Raw genomic sequence first — 21,375 nt, forward strand, 5'->3', positions numbered from 1 at the left:
TCGGCCCGGCCGTCAGGGGCCGATTGGCACCCTGTTGAACACGTCGGGCAGGCAATCTTCGCGGACCACGCGGGACGGATTTCCCGCGACCATAGATCGCGGGGGGACGTCGTTCACCACCACCGCCCCTGCCATAATGCGGCTGCCGGAGCCGACACGCACATCTCCCGCGATGACGGCGTGGGGGCCGATCCACACATCGTCCGCAATGACCGGATAGAAGGTGCGCCGCTCGCCGTCGGCCCCGATCTCGTCGCCCTGGCCAATGGTAGCGCCGTGGAAAAGCGTCACATTGCTTCCCAGCACCGCCTTGCCATTGACGACAACGCCGAAGCAATGCGCGATCGCGAGGCCCGGTCCGACGACTGTAGAGAGCGGCAATTGCATGCCTGCCCACCCTTCCAAGAACCTGTGCGCCAGAGCGATGAATGGCGCCAGGAGGCGGCCCGGGAAACCGCTGCTGCATCGCTGATGAAGCCGCAGCGTCAGAACCGGCCGAAACCCGGCGTCCTTCAGGAACAACGCCAGCGTGGCCGCCCAGCCCGTCCGCCCGGTCGCCCGAAACACGTCTGCCTGCAGCGGGCTCATGGAGCGGTACCGCGCCCATCGCCATTGATGATGCCGACGAGATCCTTCTCGATAAGGTCCACAACCTCCCGCGATCCGACTGCGGAGAAATGGCCGTTATCGAACTGCAGCGGGATATCGTCTTTCGCCCAGACGCGGCAATCCTTGCCGCGGCAGAGATTGTCGATCAAAGAGATGTAAGGCACGCCGGCCTCTCGCGCGATCTCCCGCAGCTTCCGGTCGACCGGAAACGCCTGAGGATCGGCGAAGCGGGCAGGCAGATGGGGATCCTTCCTGCTCTCCGCCGCGACCAGCAGCCGCGGCAGTGCCGATTCATACTGCGGCGGCGGGCCGATCAGGATCAACTTCGTGTCAGCCAAGCGCGGATCCGCCAGAGTAGCCCGTACCAGATCGTAGTCACCCACATGCCACCGGCCGGCGAGCAGAACCGCAGCCGGCTTATGCTCCGGCACCCACTGCGTCAGGAGGGAGCGGAAGAAGCGTTCGCAGGTCTTGCCGCCGACGCCGGGATAAATGCCCGGTGGGCAGCCGACCATGCTCGCCTGCGCAATAGTGAAGGGGCTGTCAGCCTGCGAAAGCCCCGGCCACAGATGGGCCGAATAGCTGTCGCCGATCAGGAGCACGAGCGGCTTGCCACCGCCTGCTTGGAGGCAGCGATCCTTCGCGAAGGTCTGGCTGTAGTCGGAGATGAAGCAACTGCCGCTGCGATAGCTCTCCTCCTGATCAAGATAGAGGTAGCTCGCGATCTTGCGTTCGTGCGGCGAATAGCGGTTGGCAAACCCATTAGCGGCCAGAAGCACACCCGCAGTGACCAGCGCCGCGGCCATGGCGGCCAGCGCGGCACCGAACACCGCGCGATCCGACCACCGCGGCCCGCCAACCCGGAAGGGCGTCTCGACGAAACGCCAGGAAAGGAAAGCCAGCACGAATGATAGGGCAACCGCCGCCAGATTGATCGTCATGCGCGAACCGGGAAGCAAGGAAACGGCTGCGAACACCAGAACGGGCCAATGCCACAGGTAAAGCGAGTAGGAGATTTTCCCGACGAAGATCGCCGGGCGCAAAGACAGGATCCGCGAAACCAGCGTGGCCCGATGCGTCCCGGTCAGGATGATGAGCGCGGCCCCGCCGCACACCGGCACCGCCGTCAGCCCGGGAAATGTCGTCAGCACATTGTACTTCCAGACACATAGCAGGATCGCCAGCCCGCCCGCCGCGGCGAGCACTTCGTCCAGCCAGCGGGGCAGCGGCCGCCGGGGTAGTGTGGCGATCACCCCGCCGATCCCCAGCTCCCAGGCCCTGCTGGGAAGGAGGTAAAAGGCCGCCTCCCGGTCGCGGGACACCATGACTATGGCAGCGACTAGGCTGGCGGCCGTCACCGTCCAGACCAGTAATCGCAATCGCCGCAGCCGTGTCGCGCCTACCCAGGCAAGCGCCAGCGGCCAGATGATGTAGAACTGCTCCTCGATCGCCAGCGACCAGGTGTGGAGCAGCGGCTTCACCTCGGACGCAGCATCGAAATAGCCGCTTTCGCCATAGAACAGGACATTCGACCCGAAGAGAGTCGCGGCCGCCAGCGAACGGGCGTAGCGCTCCAGCTCGCTTGGCAGCAGGAAGATCGCCGCAAGCGCTGTGGTGACAAGCGTGACGAAAAACAGTGCGGGGAAGATGCGCAGGACGCGCCGGCGATAAAAACGCGCGATCGTGTGCCGGCTGACCTCCAGATCACGCACGATGATCCCCGTGATCAAATAGCCGGAGATGACGAAAAAGATGTCCACCCCGACATAGCCGCCGCTGAAGCCGCGGAAGCCGGCGTGATAGAAGACGACCGAAAGCACAGCGAGCGCGCGCAGACCGTCAATGTCGGGCCGATAGCTGTGCACCGCGCCCGAGGGAACCGCGGCGGGCTCTTCCTCCCGCAGCAACTCGGCGGGGCGGCCGAAGCGCCAGGGGAAACGGCCCGATACCATCTGTCCGAAAACCGCCAAGGTCGCGCGAAGTCCCTCAGGCGCCGCGGGAGAACGGTGTGGCTGCGGAACGCGAAGCGTGCTTCATCGCTGACTTACCCCCTAAGGCTTGTCTTCTCAGGCTGGTACAGCCTTTCGTGCATCGAACTTCCGGATCAGTTCCACCGTGGATTCGATGTTCCGCCTGCTGGATGCACCAAACAGGATGGATTCGACATAGGGCTCGTTCACCACCCACTCGATCGCTTCGCTGGGCGAGATTGCGCCCGATGCCAGCACCGACATGGCGATCACCCGCGCCGGATATTTCGCGGTGATTTCGCGATAGGCCTCGATGCCGCCTGACATGCGAAATGCCGACTTGTTCACGTTTGCGCACACGATCGGGTTCTTGAGCCCCACCGAATCGAGCGCCGGCAGCAGCATCGGCAGGTTCATGCTGAAAAAGCCCGCCTCCGCGTTGTAACGCGTGCGAACATGCTCTTCGAAGATGGCGAAGGCTTCGTAATAGCCGAGACCAAGGATCAGGTCGGTGACGATATTCTGCAGGAAGATGACCGGCGTATCCAGTCCCTTGAAGGCCTTCATCTCGGCGTCGATCAGCAAGGTGGCGACCTTGGCTACGTCACCGCTGACCAGGGCCTTGCCGCCGCGCATCATGGCATCGACGATGCCGCCCGACGGCAGCAACTGCTTGAGCGCGCCGAAATAGCCCAGCTCGGTGACCGCATTGGCGTATTTATGGGCATAGGGCATGCCCGGATAGAACCGCAGCCCTTCCCACCGCTCGGGCTCGCTCTTGATGATCTTGACGAGTTCGATGATCCGCTCATGCGTGGTGCAGGCAAAGCCTCGCACCCCTGCATCATAGGCATCGTGCAGCGTATCCGCGATCACGCGGATATCCTGGAACTTCATCAACTGCTGGCGGGCCTTCTCCTCCGACGCATGGTTGATGCCGAAGAACTGGTTATCGCCGTAAAGAATGCGATCCATGGTGAATTAATTCCCCCTCTGGAGCGGTGACCTGCCGGTGCGCAGGAAATAGGCTATGTTGTCGGTCATCGCTTGCGGAGCGAAAGGCGGAAGGCCTTCCGATTCCGGCAGCGGGTTGGCGAGCAGCTCCGAAATGCCGGCCTTCAGCGCGGCGGCATCGTCCACGATCCGCAGCCCGCGGACATGGCCGAAGCGGGCCGCCGTATGCAGCTGGTGATCGGTCGTATGTTCGCGCAGGGACGCTTGGCGGGGCAGCAGCAGCATCTGTCGGCGCAGTTCCAGCCCCTGAAGGATAGAACCCATGCCGACATGCGCGACGAAGAGCGAGCAGCCCTCCAGACGCTGGCGATATTCCTTGTAGGGGACGATGCGCGCCCACGGGGCGTGCTGCGGCTCGTACTCGCCCTCGCCGATCTGGATGAAGACCGGCTCTTGCGGGTTATCGCGCGCCCAGTCGTCCACCGCACGCACGAAGCGGTCGAACGGCAGCATGGAACCGACCGAAGCGAAGATCATATCACCGCCCCCCAATGCGGCACGCCCTCGGCCTCGGCCACTTCCGGCCATTGCGAAACGACCTGATGCGCCAGCTTCCGCGCCATCCGGCCAGAGGAGGACATGCGTTCCGAATTGGCGATGCTGTCCACCCACAGCGTGCGAATGCCGAACAGGCGGCCAAGGAGGATGAACGCCAGCATCGGCGCCGATCCGGTCGTCACGATGGCAACAGGCCGTTCCTTGAGGATGATCCTGAGCGCCTTGGTGAAGACCGGCGCGAAGCCCTTGATGTCGAAGCGGGAAGCATCGGGAACCAAGTGGAAGCGCGCTTCCCCGACCTGTTCGGCATAGCTTTCCAGCATCGACACGAAGACGACGTCATATTCCTCGAACGCCGGGCGCAGGCGCAGCAATTGGACCCAGTGCCCCCCGCCAGATGCGATCGCGAGCATTTTCCGACGGGCGGCCATAACGGATCAGCGCCCGATGACTTTGGCGAGCAGGCCGCGGCGGCGCCGCACCGGCTCCGACCGATCCACTTCCGCCGGAACATACTCGGCATGAACGCGCTCGGCCGAAGCCGCCGCGCGGATCATTTCCAGCGTCAGGTCTGTCTGCGCGGCACTGGCGAAGCCGTTCTCCAGCGCCCCGTTCCCCTGCGTGATGGCGCGGCCGAAGGCATCAATCTGCGCCGAATATTCCTCGCCGCGGAGGTAGTAATCGACGTTCTCGGTCAGTTCGGTGATGTTGCGCACCGTCCAGCCTTCGCCGTAGCCGTCGATCTGCTTTCCGGTGGCGCCGACGTAGATCATCAGTTCCTGCCGATCGACGATGATCTTGCCACCATCGCCGTAGACGGTCACGCGGGTGGTCATCTTCCGCATGGTCTCGTCCGACCAGTTGACGGAAACCTGCCCAGTCACGCCGTTGGGGAACGTCAGATTGGCATAGACCGCATCTTCCACGCCGGTGGAATATTGCTGCGGCAGTTCGGCGCCGCCGCACATGATCGGCGCGCCCACATACCAGTTCATCAGATTCACCGGGTGCGCGGCATAGTCATAGAGGCAGCCGCCGCCCTCCTTGGGGTCGCTGCGCCAGGTTGCAGCCGTGGGGCGCAGCACCACGGGACCATATGCCTCTGCATGGACATGGCGAACGCGGCCGATGACGCCGAGGTCGATCAAGCGCTTCGCCTCGCCGAAGGTGCCGACGAACCGATTGTGGTAGCCGACTTGCCCCACCAGGCCCGCATGCTCCGCCGTATCCGCCAGCGCGCGGCTTGCCGCGGCGGAAAGCGTCATCGGCTTTTCGCAGAACACATGCTTGCGCGCCTCAAGCGCCGAGGAGACCATCATGTCGTGCACCCGCGTGGGCGTCGCGATGATGACCGCGTCAACCTCCGGCATGGCGATGACGTCGTTGTAATCCTTGATGAAGCGGATACCGCAGTACCGTTCCACGCCCTGACCCACCAGGCTCGAGCTGTCGCACACGCCGACCACGCGGAGATGGCGGCTGGCGTTGGCAATGGCGAGGTGGGAGATGCCCATCTTGCCCAAGCCGACGACGACAACACCCGGCACTTCGGACTGAATCATGGCTAATTCCCTCTTGCTGCGCCCCTCCTAGAGTTCACCCCCCCGAGCCGCAAGTGCCGCAGTGCAGCATAACGGCTCTGATCCAAACGGGGGCAGTCACTCCAGTTTCGTGGACACCATTTTCACCTTGTGGCCTCGCGCCGTTTTTCCTGCGCTAGCCGAAGATCATCTTGATTGCCGAAATCGCCAGCATCGTGGCCAGCGCGGTGCGCACCAGCACTTCGTTCACGTGCCCCGCGACGAGCGAACCGATCACAATGCCGGGAAGCGAGCCCAGCAGCAGATTGCCGAGCAGCGTTACATCCACATTACCCAGCCAGCTGTGCCCGAGTGCCGCCACCAGCGCGAGCGGAACCGCGTGCACGATATCGGTGCCCACGATGGACCGGGTGCGCAGCCGCAGCGGGTAGAGAATGGCGAGCATGACTGCCACGATGGCGCCCGCGCCCACGGAGGTCAGGGTGACGAGGCTGCCTACCACCGCGCCGCCGATCACGGTCGCGGCGACCTGCCGGCTGCGCATCGCGGGGCCCAGCGCGTTTCGCAAGCGCAGCAGCGGCCCATGCAATCGCGGCTTCACCAGCATCATGCCCGCGCTCACCAGCAGGGCGACGCCCAGCAAATGCATGAGCAATTCCGGTTTGAGACTCCCGCCCTGGTATCGGGCGAGCCAGAACAGCGTGAGCAGGGCCGCGGGAATGCTGCCGGCTGCCAACCGCAGCACGATCTTCCAGTCCGGGGAGCCGAGGCGGTGATGAATTCCGCCGCCGACGGACTTGGTGATGGCGGCGAACCACAAATCAGTGCCGATGGCGGTGGCCGGATTGATTCCGAAGATGATCAGGATGGGCGCCATCAGCGAGCCCCCGCCGACGCCGGTCAGTCCCACGAGGAAGCCGACGAAGGCCCCCGCCAGGGCGTAGCCCGGCTCCATCTCAGGCCGTGCGCGCCATCGCCTGGAGCGAATTCAATACCGGCTCGGCCCATTCGGGCCGACAAATCAGCAAGTCAGGCATGTAGGTGTCCTGCTGGTTGTAGACGAGCGGGCTGCCATCGATCCTGCTGGTATGGAGGCCGTGCGCCTTTGCCACTGCCGCCGGGGCGCAGCTGTCCCATTCGTATTGGCCGCCGGAATGGAGGTAGATATCGGCCTCACCGCGGATGACGGCCATGGCCTTCGCCCCGGCGGAACCCATGGCGACCAGTTCGCCGCCCAAGCGCTCAGCCACGGCAACGGCTTCGGCAGCAGGGCGCGTGCGGCTGACCAGCAGCCGCGGCGGGCCATCATGCACGGGAAGCGACACGGGCTTGTCCGTCCGGAACACGGTTCCGCCGTCAAGCCCCGGCAGGGCCACGGCGCCGGTCACCGCCTCACCATCGATGGTCAGTCCGACATGCACCGCCCAGTCGGCGCGTGCCTCGCCATACTCGCGCGTGCCGTCCACCGGATCGACGATCCACACGCGTGACTTGCCGAGCCGCTCCGCCGTGTCCTTGCTTTCTTCGGACAGCAATCCATCCTCCGGCCGTTGCTGGCGCAGCGCGTGGACCAGGAACTGGTTCGCCGTCTGATCGCCCGCCTTGCCCAGCGCCTTGCCCTCGAACATCCCGCTGTCTCGCACCTGCAACAGGATACGCCCGGCGCAGTCGGCGAGATGGGCGGCGAGTTCCGCGTCGGTCATTGCTGTATGCCCCCCTTGCCCCGGCTCAGCCGATCAACCGGTCGACGATAATCTGTGCCGCTTCCTCGGGGCTGATCGCCGTGGTGTCGATATGCAATTCGGGCTGCTCCGGCGCTTCATAGGGGCTGTCGATCCCGGTGAAGTTCTTGAGCTTGCCCTCGCGCGCCTTGCGATACAGGCCCTTCACGTCGCGGGATTCGGCCACCTGCAGCGGCGTGTCGATATGCACTTCGATGAATTCGCCTTCCGGCAGCATCGCGCGCACCATCTCGCGCTCGGCGCGGAAGGGGCTGATGAAGGCGGTGATCACGATCAGCCCGGCGTCCGCCATCAGCTTCGCCACTTCGCCCACGCGGCGGATATTCTCGATCCGATCCGCCTCGGTAAAGCCGAGATCCTTGTTGAGCCCATGCCGCACATTGTCGCCATCGAGCAGGAAGGTGTGCCGGTTCATCCGGTGCAGCTTCTTCTCCACGAGATTGGCGATGGTGGACTTGCCCGAGCCGGAGATGCCCGTGAACCACAGCACCGCCGGCTTCTGGTTCTTGAGCGACGCGTGCTGTTCACGCGTGATCTCCAGCGCCTGCCAGTGGACGTTCTGCGCCCGCCGCAGGGCGAAGTGGATCATGCCCGCTGCCACGGTGGCATTGGTGATCTTGTCGATCAGGATGAAGCCGCCCAGCTGCCGGTTATCGGCATAGGGCGCGAAGGTAATCGGCCGCTCGGTCGTCAGCTCGGCCACGCCGATCCCGTTGAGACCCAGCGTCCGCGCCGCCAGATGCTCCAGGCTGTTGACGTCGATCTCGTATTTCGGCTCGGCCACCGTGGCGGTGACGGTCTGCGTTGCCAGCTTGAGCTGGTAACCCCGGCCGGGGATCAGCGCTTCGTCGCTCATCCACACGATCGTGGCTTCGAACTGGTCGGCGCTCTCCGGCGGATCGCCCGCTGCCGCGATCACGTCGCCCCGGCTGCAATCCACCTCATCCATCATCGTCAGCGTGACGGACTGGCCGGAGACCGCCTCCGCCAGATCGCCGTCCATGGTCACGATGGACTTCACAGTGCTGGTCTTGCCCGAGGGGAGGATGCGCACCGGATCGCCCGGCTTCACCGTGCCGCTTGCGATCAGGCCCGAGAAGCCGCGGAAGTCCAGATTGGGCCGATTGACCCACTGCACCGGCATGCGGAAAGCATGTTCCTGCGCCGCCATGTCCGCGATCTCCACCGTCTCGAGGTGGTCGATGAGGCTCGGCCCGCCATACCACGGCGTGTTGGCCGAAGGCGCGGCGGTGATGTTGTCACCCTTGAAGCCCGAAATGGGGATGGGAGTGAAGGCCTCGATCCCGATACCGCTGGCGAAGGCGCGGTAATCTTCCACGATGGCATCGAACGTCGCCTGGTCGTAACCGACGAGGTCCATCTTGTTCACTGCCAGCACCACATGCGGAATGCCGATCAGCTTGGCGAGGAAGCTGTGCCGCCGCGTCTGCGGCAGCACGCCCTTGCGCGCATCGATCAGGATCACGGCGAGGTCGGCTGTGGAGGCGCCCGTCACCATGTTGCGCGTATATTGCTCGTGTCCCGGCGTATCGGCGACGATGAACTTGCGCTTCTCGGTCGCGAAGAAGCGATAGGCTACGTCGATCGTGATGCCCTGTTCGCGTTCGGCGGCAAGGCCGTCCACCAGCAGGGCGAAGTCGATCTCCTGCCCCTGCGTGCCCACACGCTTGCTGTCGGCTTCCAGCGCGGCGAGCTGATCCTCGAAGATCATCTTGGAATCGTAGAGCAGGCGCCCGATCAGCGTGCTCTTGCCGTCATCCACGCTGCCACAGGTGATGAAGCGCAGCAGCCCCTTGTTCTGGTGCAGCTCGAGATAGGCATCGATGTCCTCTGCAATGAGGGCATCGGTGCGATAGGTGGGTTCCTGAGTGGAGAGATCGGCCATCAGAAATAGCCCTCCTGCTTCTTCTTCTCCATGCTGGCATCGCCGGCGTCGCGATCGATCGCGCGCCCCTGCCGTTCGGAGGTGGTCGTGAGCAGCATCTCCTGCACCACTTCGGAAAGGTTCGCCGCGGTGCTTTCCACCGCGCCTGTCAGCGGATAGCAGCCCAGCGTGCGGAAGCGGATGGAGCGCATCACCGGCTCCTCCCCCGCCGCCAGCGGGAAGCGATCGTCATCGACCATCAGCAACAGCCCGTCGCGCTCCACCGTGGGGCGCATCGCGGCCATGTAGAGCGGCACGATCTCGATATTCTCGGCCATGATGTATTGCCAGATGTCGAGCTCGGTCCAGTTGCTCAGCGGGAAGACGCGGATGCTCTCCCCCTTGTTCTTGCGGGCGTTATAGAGGTTCCACAGCTCCGGGCGCTGGTTCTTGGGATCCCAGCCGTGGCTGGCGGTGCGGAAGGAAAAGATCCGCTCCTTCGCGCGGCTCTTCTCCTCGTCGCGCCGCGCGCCGCCGAAGGCCGCGTCGAAGCCATGCTTCGTCAGCGCCTGCTTCAGCCCTTCCGTCTTCCACATGTCCGTGTGCAGCGGACCGTGGTCGAATGGATTGATCCCGCGCTCCTTCGCTTCCGGGTTCTGATGCACGATCAGTTCCATCCCGGCATCGCGAGCCGCCTTGTCGCGCAGTGCATACATGTCGCGGAACTTCCACGTCGTATCCACATGCATCAGCGGGAAGGGCGGCGGCGAAGGGTAGAAGGCCTTCTTCGCCAGATGCAGCATCACGGCGCTGTCCTTGCCCACCGAATAGAGCATGACGGGGCGGCTCGCCTCCGCCACCACTTCGCGCATGATGTGAATGCTCTCGGCCTCTAGCCGCTCAAGATGGGTCAATCGCTGCATCGCAACATGGGATTGCCCCATAGGCCGGCCGGTCGCAAGGCAACTCTTGGTAAAAAATTCTTGATCGGTTCAAAGCTGGACGCACTTGGCAGCCTGCTGCCGCAGCCCGAACGCAGCAGGCCGGGATAGCCCGCTCCGGCCGTGGCCCCCGTCACAATCCGTCATTCGGGCTAAGCGGCCGGATCGGCGTGTTGGGCTGGCGTTTCGCGTCGGTCATGCGGCGTATCCAGCGATTCATTCGCGCCTCCAGCAGCGCATAGACTGCCAGTCCGCTCATGGCCCCGAGAAGCGCGGCCACAAGGATCGCAATCCACACCGAACCCGGCAAGATCTTCGCTATGATCAGGGCGCCCAGGCCCACGCCGAACATGTGGAACAGATAGATGGAGTAGCTCGCATCGCCCGCCACTTCCAGCGACCGCGGGGTAGACCAGCCGAGCCGCGGCGCGCCGGCCAGCACGGCAACCTGCAAGGCGCAGGCGATGATGACCCATATCTGCGTCCACGGATTGTCCCGGATCGGCTCGTAATAGGCGAGAATCGCCGCCACGATCACGAGGCTGGCAAATCCCGCGGCCAGCAGATTCCCTTTGTGCAACGGGGGAAGCCTGCGCGTGGCGACCGCCAGCCAAACGCCCGCCACAAAGCCCAGCGTGTCGATACGGGTATAGAATGCCAGCGGAGCGCTCTGGAAATCGAACACCGAACCCAGCGCGATGAGGAAGAGGAAGAGCGCGCTGAGCAGCGCGGCCCGCATGATGTCGGTGAAGGCGAACAGGCATGCAAAGCACAGGTAGAAGAACATTTCGAAATTCAGGGTCCACCCCAGCTTCAGAAAGGGGCGTATCGAACCATCTTCCGCATAGGACGGGATGAAAAACAGCGCCTTGACCACTTCCGCCGCATCAAACGCCGTCTTTCTGAATACACTGGGGATGAGCAGCGTCAGCGCGGCCATCAGAAACACGGCAATCCAGTATAACGGAACGATGCGCCGGACCCGGTTCTTGACGAACCGCAACGGATCGAACGCGGCAGGGCCGGTTGAGACGACCATGATGTAGCCGCTGATCACGAAGAACAGGGTGACGCCGTAGCGCGCGAAGAAATGCGCATGCACCGGGGGCTCTATGATAACTTGTCCCACGGCATGAGTAATCACCACCGCCAGCGCGGCAATCGCCCGCCCCGCCTGGATACCGTGAAGGCGACTGCGGGGCTGGGCTTGCGCCGTCAATTGTTCGACCATCCCTGCGCGCAGCCTTCCACTAGCATCTGGCACCCCTGAGGGGCGCAACTCGATCCGGCGTTCAAAAACTTGCCTTTCATCATTTATGCTGCGCCGCAACCAGTTTAGGAAAGGCCGCCCCCCTCGTGCGATCAACGGCCGGCCGCGCATAGGGAAGGATACGGGGGACTCGCAAAGCGTATCGAATTGAGGCAGATCGAAATCAGAGCGGCAGCGCCTTTGCAGCCGTAGAACCCCGCCGTTACCAAGCCGCTCGAACTCATGAACAAGGCGGGTCACACGTGGTGGACACACACATTGTGAAAGCGCAGATGGGACACTCGCACAATATCGAGGTCGTGGCCATCGAGCGCATCAGTTCGATCGACTTCCTGCGCGCTGTCTTTGATTGCCATTCTTCCGGCAAGGTGGCGATGCCCATCGAACCCGGCACTCAACCGAACATCGCCGGAATTTCGGTGGTCGATCGCATTTCCTGCGCCAGTGGCGGCGGCTGGTTCACCCAGTCGATCTCCCCGCGCCACGATTCCACGCCTGCGCAGGTCGTCCATACCTCCGGATCGACGGGTGAGCCCAAGGCCATCCTGCTGTCACATCAGTCTCTGGGCGACGTCACGACCCGCCTGGTGGACTTCATGAAAATGGATGCCAGCGTTCGGGAATATGTCGGCGTTCCCGTGACTTACTCCTTCGGCTTCGGCCGCGTCCGGGCGGTGTCGGCCGCCGGCGGCGCGAGCTATCTCCCCGAGCACGGCTTCCGCGTCGACGAACTTGCCCGCATGCTCGAACGGGATGAGGTAAACGCCCTCTCGGCCGTTCCCACGCTGCTGCGGGTCCTCCTCGGCCAGCGCGCGCGCATCGGATCCGCCGGGGCCAAGCTGCGCTGGCTGGAGATCGGCAGCCAGGCAATGACGCGTGCGGAGAAGGAAGCGATCCGCGAACTGTTCCCCAACGCCCGCATCGTCCAGCACTACGGCCTCACCGAAGCATCTCGCAGCACCTTCCTCGATATTTCGAAGGAGGAAGGGGAGGCGCTCGATTCGGTGGGTGGCCCCTGCGGTGCGGTGGAGGTGCGAATCGCCGACGACGGTCGGATTGCCATTCGCGGCCCGCATGTCGCCGCGGGCATCATCACTGCGGGCGGTTTGCAAACCCTCACCGACGCGGATGGCTGGCTGACCACCAACGACCTGGGGCGCATGGAAGACGGACGCCTCGTCTTCGGCGGACGCGCGGACGATCTCATCAATGTCGGGGGGATCAAGGTGCCCTCGGAAGTTTTCGAGGACCGCCTGCGGGCCATTGTCGGGCTGGATTTTGCCTATGCCGTGGCCCCCGGAAATCACCCGCTTCGTGGACAGATCGTCGCCATCGCCCACGAAGAAACCGCCAGCCCTGCCCAAGTGACGGCGTTGGAAGCCGCCGCGAAGCAAGTGGCCCGCGACATGGGTGTGGCCGACAGCGTGGCCGTGTTCGGGGTGCAGACGATCCCGCGAACGACGACCAACAAGATTCGCCGCAAGGAAGTCTCTGCGGAATTCGGGGCCTTCAGCGCACAGGCGCAGGATCCTGCCAAGGATGCAGCTGCCCCCGGCGAGCAGGCGGCCGGCATTGCCGAGGCGTTCCTGGCGAAGTTCGGTGAACCAGCCAGGGATCGGCGCGAAAGCTTCCGTTCGCTGGATGGCGATTCGCTGAGCTACATCGACATGATGCTGCGGCTGGAGCAATTCCTGCCGCAACTCCCGGAGGATTGGGAAAGCAAGTCCATCGACGAGCTTGTCGCGCTGGCCGATACGCCCGCCGATGTCGAAGCCGCCTTTGCCCGGGAGTTCGGCGACGATGCGCTGGACGCCGGGGCAAGCTTCGATTCGCTGGGCGGCGACGAGGCGCAGAGGCAGCGCCTGCGAAGTCAGCTGAAAGCGTTTATCTCGCCGCTGCCGGCCGACTGGCACGAGATGTCGATCGGTGCGCTGAGTACGCTGGCAGAGCAGCGCGCCGCACCGGCGAAGCCGGGCAAGTGGGCGGCGTACCGGCCGACCAATCTCGACACGGTGCGCGGGCTCGCCTGCGTCCTCATCGTCGCGCTGCATGTGCTGGGCGTGCGCCCCGATCGCGGGCTGGAGGTTCCACGGCCCTCCACCTGGCACGCCATCATGGACGCCCTCGAGGTGGTGCGGCTGCCGCTGTTCACCGCGATGGCAGGCTACATCTACGGCGCCATGCCAGCCACGCGCGAAGGCTTCGGCCCCTATATGGCCAGCAAGCTCAAGCAGCTCGCCGTGCCGCTTCTCTTCGCCAACGCCGTGTTCTGGGCGATCAAGGCGGTGATATTCCACGAGCCCGGCGTCGGCCTGCTGGCGACCTACGCCAACGGATATGAGCATCTCTGGTATATCTACGCGATCCTGCTGATGTTCGCGATCGTTGCCTTCGTGGACGAGAAGTTCCACCCCACCGTGGGGGTGTGGGTGGCCCTGATCGCGGTGCCGATCGTGCTCTATACCGTGCTGCCCGCCAGCCCCGTCACCTACATCCGCAAGGGGCTGCTCCTGCTCCCCTTCTTCCTCTTCGGCCTCGTGATCCAGCGCAGGTCCGACTGGATGATGAACCCGCTGGTGAGCGTCCTCGCACTGGTCATGCTGGTCGGCTCAATCGCGATGAAGCCGCTTGGACAGCCGGAAGCGGTTGGTCCCGACCAGACGGGCCTGATCACCTGGATCGGCGGCGCCGGCGCGGTGGTTCTGCTGCTGCTCTATCTCCCCAAGATGAGGGGGCTGGAAAGGCTCGCGGCCTATTCCTTCACCATCTATCTCTGGCATCCCGCTGCCAGCGCGGCGATGCGGACGGTACTGTGGAAGCTCGGCGTCCATAATACTGCGATCGCCTTCGTGGTGGGGCTCGCGGTGGGGGTTGGCGTGCCGGTGGCCATGCATCTGGTCTGCCTGCGGCTGCCGAAATATCTGAGCATGCCGGTTATCGGGAAATAGCGCCTTGCCCTGATCCGGCCTGACAAGTCCGCCGAGGTAAACCAGCTTTTAACCATGCCGCCCCTAGAAGATGGCCATCGTCATCTTCCAGGGAAGCGGACCAGCATGTCCCCGAACGAATGCCACAGCAAAGGGCTGGCCACCGCCGCGCGGCAGACAGCCCGCGACTTGCGCTCCGCGCTGGCCGGCACCCCGGAACAGGCCGAGGCTGCGGGCGACCCGCGCAACCTGGGGCGAATCTCGGCCCTGCTCGATGCCCTCGGCGGCGAAGTCGCCAAGTGCGGCGGTGAAGCCTGCTTCACCCGCCCCATCAACGGCGTCCGCGCTTGGGTGCCGCTGGAAACCTTTAACGCGGAGCGCTGCCAGACCCAGCAGCTGCGGGCAGAGATCGAAAGCCTCAAGGCCGCTCTTGGCGAGATAGCCGAGGAAAAGCCTTCGCTCGGCTCTGGCATGATCGCCGGCCGGCGGAACGCCCAGCGCGCCTTCGAGATCGCCCGCGATGCGCTCGCGCGGCAGGGCGCCAGCGATGCGGGGCTCAACTGACCGCCATGCAGACACGATGCCGGAGCCTGGCAATGCGGATGCGCGCACGGAGTTCTGCGGCTCAGCGAAGCTCCGCGAACCTGCTTCAGAGCGCCCCCGATCATCACGGCAGCGAGTGCCGGGAACATAAAGGTACACCACTGGCCATGCGTAAGACACGATTGCGGCGCGAACTGATCGGCGCGATCATAGCGCCCGCCCTGCTGATCCCGGTTGCCGCCCACGCCGAAACGCTGGGCGAGGCGATTGTCGAGGCTTATCAATTCAATCCCAACGTGCAGGCGAGCCGTGCCCGCAACCGCGCGGCGGACGAGCGCGTGGCGCGGGCGGAGGGCGAATTCGGCCCCTTCATCAGCGGCTCCGCCAGCTATGACTACAATTACCGGCGGCTGCGCACCAATGGCGAGCTGGCCCCGGCGGAGCACGGTTTCACCCCCACCTTCGGCGTCACGCTCTCCCAGCCGCTGTTCACCTCGGGCAGGCTGAGCTCCCAGCTGCGCATCGCGGAGGCGAATTACGGCGCATCCACCGCAGACATGCGCGCGGCGGAACTCAATCTCCTCGCCAATGTCATCATCGCCTACGCCAGCGTGCTGCGCGACCAGAACCTGGTCAGCATCGCGCGCGAGAACCTCGATCTGCTGGGCGACCAGCTGGGCCAGACGCAGGCCCGCTTCGATGCGCGCTATGCGACGCGCACCGATCTGGACCAGACGCGTAACCGCCTGCTCACCGGGCAGGCCCAGCTCGAGCTTGCCGAGGGCAATCTGCGGGCGAGCCGCAACGCCTTCCGCAACCTCGTCGGGCACTATCCCGACGATCTGGCCCCCCTTCCGCAATTGCCCGGCCTCCCCCAGTCGCTGGAAGAGGCCGAGGACATGGGCCTCCGCTTTAACCCCGTGCTGGAGGCAGCGCGCTTCGATTCGCGCGCCGCGCGCGCCGCGGTCGGGCTTGCGCGATCAGATGCCGGCCCGCAGGTGACGCTGCAGGGCACCGCCGCCCGCACCCCGCTGTCGATCGAGAACGACGCCGTGCGCCAGTTTGATGCCCAGGCGCGGATCGAAGTGACCATGCCGCTTTACGCCGCAGGCCGAATCGCCGCGGGAATCCGCGAAGCGAAGCAGAGCGCCGATGCGGCCAATCAGGTGGAGGAACAGGTCACCCGCGACGTGCGCGAGGATATTGCCTCGGCCTGGGACCGGCTTTCCGCCAACCGCCGCGCCAGCCCTGCCTATGCGGAAGCGGTCACCGCCGCGGAAACGGCTCTTCAGGGCGCGCGGGAGCAGCAACTCGCCGGCCAGCTCACCGCACTCAACGTACTCGACACCGCGCGGGACCTGCTCAATTCCCGCCAGGCGAAAGCCTCGGTGGATGCCCAGCTCTACATCCAGCACGCGATCCTGCTTGCGGCGATGGGCCAGCTCTCGCCTGGTCGCTTCGGGCCGATGACGCCGGAATATGATCCCGATTCCTATTCCCGCACCGCCTTCGCCGGATTGCCCACTGGCCCGCTGGTGGAACTGCTCGACGATGCGGTGGTGATGGATGGAGTGACATACACGCCGGTTCAGCAGGAACGGTCGGAGGAGCCGGGCCACGATATGGCGCCGGCAGCGGAAACGTCACCCGCGCCCTAGCGACGCGGCAAGTCGCGGAACGACCGGCAAAATCTTGCCTCTTTTAACCCGATATTGACTGTGGCGGGCTAGATTCGGATTCTCACCAAAGGGAATTCGACGTGTCAGCGAAATTGTCCGGGCTGAAGGGGCTGTTCCAGCCTCTTCTGCCGATCCTGTGGCCTGTGTTGGGCTTCAGCGCGGTCTTCAACGTGCTGCTGCTCTCCGGCTCGTTCTTTATGCTGCTGGTTTATGATGACGTGCTGGCCAGCCGCAGCGTGCCCACTCTGGCGGGCCTGCTGCTGATGGTTGCCGTGGCCTATGCGTTTCAGGCCGCCCTGGACATCATTCGCAACCGTGTCCTGTTCCACTCGGGCGCGATGGCAGACCGGCAGCTTTCAGCCCGTGTATATGATGTGCTCAGCCGGTTCGGTAGCGAAGCGGGGCGCCTGCCTTCGGGTGCAGCGCCGGTGCGCGATCTCGACATGGTGCGCAACTATATCGCCGGTCCCGGACCGCTGGCCCTGCTCGACCTGCCCTATGTTGCGATGTTCCTCGTCATCCTCACGATGTTCCACTGGGCTCTCGGCCTCACTGCGCTGGTCGGCGCCTTGGCACTGATCCTGCTGATGGCGGTGAGCGCGAAGCTGACGAATGAGCCCGCCCGCGATGCCGCTACCATGTCGGGGCTGCGCTTCTCGATGGCGGAGGACATCCGCCGCCGCAGCGAGACCATCCGCGTACTGGGCATGGGCGAACGGCGCCGCGCCGCTTGGGATGAGGCGAACCAGCACCTGCTGACCGCGCAGGATCGGCTGTCGGAGATCTCTGGCCGGATGCAGGGCATCAGCAAGACCTTCCGCCAGTTCCTGCAATCTCTGATGCTGGCCGTCGGCGCGCTGCTGGTCATCGAAGGCGAAGCGACTGGCGGCATCATCGTTGCGGGTTCGATCCTCGGTGCGCGGGCGCTGATGCCGGTGGAGCAGACCATCGCCCATTGGAAATCCATGGTGGACGCGCGCCAGGCGCTGGAACGGTTGGCCGCACTGCAGCAGGCCGTGCCGCAGGAATACGCCCCCATGCCGCTGCCGCGTCCGAAAGAAAGCCTGGAAGTGCAGCAGCTCACCTCTCGCCCTCCGGGCATGAAGGCGGTGACGCTGGCAAATGTGAACTTCCGCCTCAATGCGGGCGAGGCGCTGGCGGTGATCGGCCACAGCGGATCGGGCAAATCGACCCTGATGCGCTCGATCGTCGGTGCCTGGCAGCCGCTGCGCGGATCGGTGCGGCTGGACGGCGCTGCGCTGGATCAATGGTCTCCGGCGGATCTGGGCCGGGACATCGGCTATGTCTCGCAAAGGATCGAGCTGTTCGAAGGCACGATCGGGCAGAACATCGCCCGCTTCGATCCGGCTGCCGATCCGGAGGCGATCATCGCCGCGGCGCGGCAGGCGGGAGTGCACGAGATGATCGTGGCGCTGCCGGGCGGCTATGACTACCAACTCGGCCCCGGCGGGGATGGCCTTTCCGAAGGCCAGCAGCAGCGCCTTGCCCTGGCCCGCGCGCTGTATGGCGATCCGTTTCTGATCGTGCTGGACGAGGCCAATTCGAACCTCGACGCGCAGGGCGAGCAGGCGCTGGCCCAGGCGGTGCTGCGCGCCAAGGAGCGCGGCGCCATCGTGATCATCGTCGGCCACCGCCCCTCCGTCTTCGCGCATGTCGATCACATTCTGGTGATGGCCGGCGGCGAGGCGCGGCAGATGGGCCCGCGTGACGAAATGCTGAAGATGCTGGGCCTGTTGCGGGTTCCAGCCGCCGCAAATGACGGCCCCCGCGCAGCGGCGGCAGGCTGAGGATCTACGAAAATGGCAAGCGAACTTACCCTCCACCGGCCCTACCTCCCCGCCCTTGCGGAAGCGCCGCTCTATCAGCCCGACGCACGGCTCGGGCGCACGCTGCGGCTGGGCCTCAGCCTTTCGGCGGCGCTGGTTTTTGGCCTGGGCGGTCTGATGGCGCTGGTGCCGATCGCCGGGGCGGTCGTCGCTCCGGGCCAGGTCAGCATGGCTTCGCATGTGAAGCAGCTGGGCCATCCGTCCGGCGGCGTGGTGGCCGATATCCTCGTCCGGGACGGCGATCACGTGAAGGCCGGGCAGCCCCTGATGCGGCTGGAAAACACCGTGTCCGGCGCCAATGCGCAGCTGACGGGGGAGAATGTCGATCAGTTGCTTGCCCGCGCCGCACGGCTGACCGCGGAGCGTGACGGGCTGGGCGCCATCGCCTTCCCGAAGGAACTGACCGACCGCGCGGGAGACCCGAACATCGCCGCGCTGATGGATGCGGAGCGCAAGACCTTTGCCCTCCGGCGCCAGTCCCGTTCGGGCCTGGTCGCGCAATTGCAGCAGCGCGTGAACCAGGCACAGGCCGACATCCGTAGCAGCCGCAGCCGGGCCGACAGCTACAACCGGCAGGCTTCCCTTATCGGCGAGGAGCTGGATGCAACGCGCGCCTTGTACGAGAAGCGCTATACCACGCTGGACCGGCTGAACTCGCTCGAACGTTCCGCCTCCGGGCTTGCCGCCGAAGCCAGCAGCGCCCGCCAGGGAGCCGACGCAGCGAGCGCGCGGATCGGCGAATTGCGCGCGCAGATGGCGTCCGTGCAGCAGGATTCGCGAAGCGCGGCAGCGGCGGAGCTGATGGAGGTCGAGCGCCAGATCACCGAACTGCGCCGCGTGCAGGTGGCCGCGGACGACAGCTTCGACAAATCGGTCATCCGCGCGCCGCAGGCGGGCGTGGTGGACAAGCTGGCCTTCCGCACCGTCGGCGGCATCGTCCCCGCGGGCGAGACGATCATGGAAATCGTGCCCGACAACGATCGGCTGGTGGTGGAGGCAAGCGTCAGCCCCGCCGACATCGACCAGATCCATGAAGGCCAGCCGGCCACCGTGCGGTTCAGCGCCTTTTCCAACCGCACCACGCCCGAAGTGACGGGCGAGGTTACGCATGTTTCCGCCAGCCGGGTGGACGACCGGGCGACCGGCAGCGCCTTCTATCGCGTGACGATCAGCTTCACGGCCCGCGAACTCAAGGAACTGGGCAATGTGGCGCTGAAGCCGGGCATGCCGGCGGAAGCCTTCGTGCGGACGCGCGACCGGACCATGCTGAGCTATATCCTGCGGCCGCTGACCGATCAGTGGTCACGCGCGTTCCGGGAAAACTGAGCACACCGGCGACGTCGGTCCCTTATCCGCGCGCCCGCGCTTCCAGCGCGGGCCGCAGCGGGGCAAGATCGTAACCGGCGGCGGCAGCACTCGCGATCACCTGCTCTGTCCCCATTCCGGCGCAATTGCACAGCGCCCACAGCGTGCTCGCCCGCATTCCGGACTTGCAATAGCCGAGGATCGGCTTGGGCAGGCGCTCCAGCGCATCGGCAAAGGCGGCGATCTGCTCGGCGCCGATCTGCCCCGGCACCACCGGAATATGCAAATAGTCGAGTCCGGCCGCTTGTGCCGCGGCGGCGATCTCTGCGGAACTGGGCTGGCCCGGCTCTTCCCCGTCCGGCCGGTCGTTGATGATGGCGCGATAGCCCTGCCGCGCTACCTCTACCACGTCCTCCGGCGTCAGTTGCGGATGGACGGCCATCGTGTCGCATAGTTTCCGGGGATTCATCATCTTCTCCGATCGCACGTCAGCATACATCATTTACCGATAACATGTAATCGTGTAACCGTATTGCGTCAACCGGCCGCTCGTGCGAAAAGCGACAAGTTTACCACGTATTTTCCGGAGGATCATTGGACCACATTCCCGCTCCCGGCCCGCTGCGCATCGGCGACGAGGTTCCGCGCTTCATCGCCCGCAGCACGCAGGGGCCGCTGGACCTTGCCGATTTTCGCGGGCGCTGGGTGGTGCTGTTCTCCCACCCGGCGGACTTCACCCCGGTCTGCACCAGCGAGTTCATCGCCCTGGCGAAGGCGGAGGAGCAGTTCGCCGCGATGGAGTGCGCGCTGGTGGGCCTTTCGGTCGACAGCCTCTATTCGCATCTGGCGTGGATCAGGATGATCCACGACATCAGCGGAGTGCGCGTGAACTTTCCGCTGGTGGAGGATCCCACCATGGAGATCGCCCGCGCCTTCGGCATGATCGCGCCCGATGCGCATGATGCCTCTGCCGTGCGCACCAGCTTCTTCATCGATCCGCAGGGCGTGCTGCGCGCCGCCACGTCCTACCCCGTCAACGTCGGCCGCTCCGTGCCGGAAATGCTCCGCCTGCTGGCCGCGCTGCGTCGGGTCGATGCGGCCGAGGTTCTCGCCCCGGCCGACTGGCAGCCGGGGGACGATTTGCTGCGCATGCCCGCCGAAACGGCACCGGAAATCCTGCGGGCGAACGGGCCGGACGCATGGTTCTTCACCCCCGTGGCTGACAAGGGCTGAGCGTGGCCGACGAGATGATCCCGCGTGATTTCGACGGCGGTGCCGAAGTGCTGCGCGCGCTGGCACACGCCGTGCGCCTGCAGATCCTGTGCTCGGTCAAGGAAACCGAACGCTCCGTGGGCGAGATCGAGGAGGTGACCGGCATCACCCAGCCGGGCCTGTCGCAACAGCTTGGCGTGCTGCGCAAGGCCGGGCTGGTGGAGACCCGCCGCGAAGGGAAGCAGATCTTCTACCGCGTCGACCGTGCGCGCATCGCCGCGGTGAGCGAACTGCTGAATACGCTGGCCGGCCCGGCGGCGGAACGGCCGGTCGCGCCGCGCAGCCGCCCGAGCAGCGGAGCCGCCGTGTTCGCCCGCGTGACGCGCTGAGCC

The 21,375-nt window shown here is 65.2% G+C and carries 19 protein-coding genes; 7 read left to right on the forward strand and 12 right to left on the reverse strand.

Annotated elements, in window-relative coordinates:
• Positions 1-12: 12 nt before the first annotated feature.
• The 11 genes from AEB_RS00485 to AEB_RS00535 all read right to left on the reverse strand — a co-directional run bounded on the left by AEB_RS00485 (position 13) and on the right by AEB_RS00535 (position 11,710).
• A complete protein-coding gene (locus AEB_RS00485) occupies positions 13-588 on the reverse strand; it encodes a serine O-acetyltransferase (RefSeq protein WP_119081327.1) in 576 nt (191 codons plus the stop codon).
• On the reverse strand, positions 585-2,579 hold the full coding sequence (locus AEB_RS00490) for an acyltransferase family protein (RefSeq protein WP_145985247.1): 1,995 nt from the start codon (positions 2,577-2,579) through the stop codon (positions 585-587). The genes AEB_RS00485 and AEB_RS00490 overlap by 4 nt, the downstream gene beginning before the upstream one ends.
• 96 nt (positions 2,580-2,675) lie before the next feature.
• Positions 2,676-3,554, reverse strand: a complete 879-nt coding sequence (locus AEB_RS00495; protein WP_119081329.1) for a hypothetical protein — start codon at positions 3,552-3,554, stop codon at positions 2,676-2,678.
• Between the two features lie 6 nt (positions 3,555-3,560).
• Positions 3,561-4,070, reverse strand: a complete 510-nt coding sequence (locus AEB_RS00500) for a glycosyltransferase (RefSeq protein ID WP_172592950.1) — start codon at positions 4,068-4,070, stop codon at positions 3,561-3,563.
• On the reverse strand, positions 4,067-4,504 hold the full coding sequence (locus tag AEB_RS00505) for a UDP-N-acetylglucosamine--LPS N-acetylglucosamine transferase (RefSeq protein ID WP_231958831.1): 438 nt from the start codon (positions 4,502-4,504) through the stop codon (positions 4,067-4,069). The genes AEB_RS00500 and AEB_RS00505 overlap by 4 nt, the downstream gene beginning before the upstream one ends.
• A 24-nt stretch (positions 4,505-4,528) precedes the next feature.
• Positions 4,529-5,653 carry a Gfo/Idh/MocA family protein gene (locus AEB_RS00510; protein WP_119081332.1) on the reverse strand — a complete coding sequence of 375 codons (1,125 nt, stop codon included), beginning with the start codon at positions 5,651-5,653 and terminating at the stop codon, positions 4,529-4,531.
• Positions 5,654-5,807: 154 nt separating this feature from the next.
• On the reverse strand, positions 5,808-6,587 hold the full coding sequence (locus AEB_RS00515) for a sulfite exporter TauE/SafE family protein (protein WP_119081333.1): 780 nt from the start codon (positions 6,585-6,587) through the stop codon (positions 5,808-5,810).
• A gap of 1 nt (position 6,588) precedes the next feature.
• Positions 6,589-7,335 carry a 3'(2'),5'-bisphosphate nucleotidase CysQ gene (locus AEB_RS00520; RefSeq protein WP_119081334.1) on the reverse strand — a complete coding sequence of 249 codons (747 nt, stop codon included), beginning with the start codon at positions 7,333-7,335 and terminating at the stop codon, positions 6,589-6,591.
• Positions 7,336-7,360: 25 nt separating this feature from the next.
• Positions 7,361-9,280 (reverse strand): sulfate adenylyltransferase subunit CysN, encoded by a 1,920-nt coding sequence (cysN, locus tag AEB_RS00525; RefSeq protein ID WP_119081335.1) that lies wholly within the window; start codon positions 9,278-9,280, stop codon positions 7,361-7,363.
• Positions 9,280-10,182 (reverse strand): sulfate adenylyltransferase subunit CysD, encoded by a 903-nt coding sequence (gene cysD / locus AEB_RS00530; protein WP_231958832.1) that lies wholly within the window; start codon positions 10,180-10,182, stop codon positions 9,280-9,282. Before cysD ends, cysN begins: the two co-directional genes overlap by 1 nt.
• A 151-nt stretch (positions 10,183-10,333) precedes the next feature.
• On the reverse strand, positions 10,334-11,710 hold the full coding sequence (locus tag AEB_RS00535) for an acyltransferase family protein (RefSeq protein WP_172592951.1): 1,377 nt from the start codon (positions 11,708-11,710) through the stop codon (positions 10,334-10,336).
• Between the two features lie 5 nt (positions 11,711-11,715).
• On the opposite strand from AEB_RS00535, the gene AEB_RS00540 reads away from it, so the two are divergent.
• From AEB_RS00540 to AEB_RS00560, 5 genes are all read left to right on the forward strand, one after another.
• Positions 11,716-14,418, forward strand: coding sequence for an acyltransferase family protein (locus AEB_RS00540; RefSeq protein ID WP_145985248.1), 2,703 nt, complete (start codon positions 11,716-11,718; stop codon positions 14,416-14,418).
• A gap of 105 nt (positions 14,419-14,523) precedes the next feature.
• On the forward strand, positions 14,524-14,961 hold the full coding sequence (locus tag AEB_RS00545) for a hypothetical protein (protein ID WP_119081339.1): 438 nt from the start codon (positions 14,524-14,526) through the stop codon (positions 14,959-14,961).
• 146 nt (positions 14,962-15,107) lie between these two features.
• Entirely contained in the window at positions 15,108-16,598 is a 1,491-nt protein-coding gene (locus AEB_RS00550; RefSeq protein WP_172592952.1) for a TolC family protein, read from the forward strand.
• A gap of 101 nt (positions 16,599-16,699) precedes the next feature.
• Complete coding sequence (locus AEB_RS00555; RefSeq protein ID WP_119081341.1) at positions 16,700-18,427, forward strand: type I secretion system permease/ATPase; 1,728 nt, start codon at positions 16,700-16,702, stop codon at positions 18,425-18,427.
• A 12-nt stretch (positions 18,428-18,439) separates the two neighbouring features.
• Positions 18,440-19,792 carry an HlyD family type I secretion periplasmic adaptor subunit gene (locus AEB_RS00560; RefSeq protein WP_119081342.1) on the forward strand — a complete coding sequence of 451 codons (1,353 nt, stop codon included), beginning with the start codon at positions 18,440-18,442 and terminating at the stop codon, positions 19,790-19,792.
• Between the two features lie 22 nt (positions 19,793-19,814).
• Here AEB_RS00560 and AEB_RS00565 read toward each other — a convergent pair whose 3' ends face one another.
• Positions 19,815-20,240 (reverse strand): TIGR01244 family sulfur transferase, encoded by a 426-nt coding sequence (locus AEB_RS00565; RefSeq protein ID WP_119084366.1) that lies wholly within the window; start codon positions 20,238-20,240, stop codon positions 19,815-19,817.
• A gap of 125 nt (positions 20,241-20,365) precedes the next feature.
• Between AEB_RS00565 and AEB_RS00570 the strand changes: the two genes are divergently transcribed.
• Positions 20,366-21,004: a peroxiredoxin gene (locus tag AEB_RS00570; protein ID WP_119081343.1), complete on the forward strand. Its 639-nt coding sequence runs from the start codon at positions 20,366-20,368 to the stop codon at positions 21,002-21,004.
• A gap of 2 nt (positions 21,005-21,006) precedes the next feature.
• Entirely contained in the window at positions 21,007-21,372 is a 366-nt protein-coding gene (locus tag AEB_RS00575; protein ID WP_231958833.1) for an ArsR/SmtB family transcription factor, read from the forward strand.
• Positions 21,373-21,375: the final 3 nt, after the last annotated feature.

Origin of the sequence: Altererythrobacter sp. B11, from assembly GCF_003569745.1 — a bacterium.
In the GTDB taxonomy this organism is placed as follows: domain Bacteria; phylum Pseudomonadota; class Alphaproteobacteria; order Sphingomonadales; family Sphingomonadaceae; genus Croceibacterium_C.

Coding starts and splice junctions, on each gene's coding strand:
- AEB_RS00485 (WP_119081327.1), bottom strand. CDS start 588: ATGAGCCCGCTGCAGGCAGACGTGTTTCGGGCGACCGGGCGGACGGGC.
- AEB_RS00495 (WP_119081329.1), bottom strand. CDS start 3,554: ATGGATCGCATTCTTTACGGCGATAACCAGTTCTTCGGCATCAACCAT.
- AEB_RS00500 (WP_172592950.1), bottom strand. CDS start 4,070: ATGATCTTCGCTTCGGTCGGTTCCATGCTGCCGTTCGACCGCTTCGTG.
- AEB_RS00505 (WP_231958831.1), bottom strand. CDS start 4,504: ATGCTCGCGATCGCATCTGGCGGGGGGCACTGGGTCCAATTGCTGCGC.
- AEB_RS00510 (WP_119081332.1), bottom strand. CDS start 5,653: ATGATTCAGTCCGAAGTGCCGGGTGTTGTCGTCGTCGGCTTGGGCAAG.
- AEB_RS00515 (WP_119081333.1), bottom strand. CDS start 6,587: ATGGAGCCGGGCTACGCCCTGGCGGGGGCCTTCGTCGGCTTCCTCGTG.
- AEB_RS00520 (WP_119081334.1), bottom strand. CDS start 7,335: ATGACCGACGCGGAACTCGCCGCCCATCTCGCCGACTGCGCCGGGCGT.
- cysN (WP_119081335.1), bottom strand. CDS start 9,280: ATGGCCGATCTCTCCACTCAGGAACCCACCTATCGCACCGATGCCCTC.
- cysD (WP_231958832.1), bottom strand. CDS start 10,182: ATGCAGCGATTGACCCATCTTGAGCGGCTAGAGGCCGAGAGCATTCAC.
- AEB_RS00545 (WP_119081339.1), top strand. CDS start 14,524: ATGTCCCCGAACGAATGCCACAGCAAAGGGCTGGCCACCGCCGCGCGG.
- AEB_RS00550 (WP_172592952.1), top strand. CDS start 15,108: ATGCGTAAGACACGATTGCGGCGCGAACTGATCGGCGCGATCATAGCG.
- AEB_RS00560 (WP_119081342.1), top strand. CDS start 18,440: ATGGCAAGCGAACTTACCCTCCACCGGCCCTACCTCCCCGCCCTTGCG.
- AEB_RS00565 (WP_119084366.1), bottom strand. CDS start 20,240: ATGAATCCCCGGAAACTATGCGACACGATGGCCGTCCATCCGCAACTG.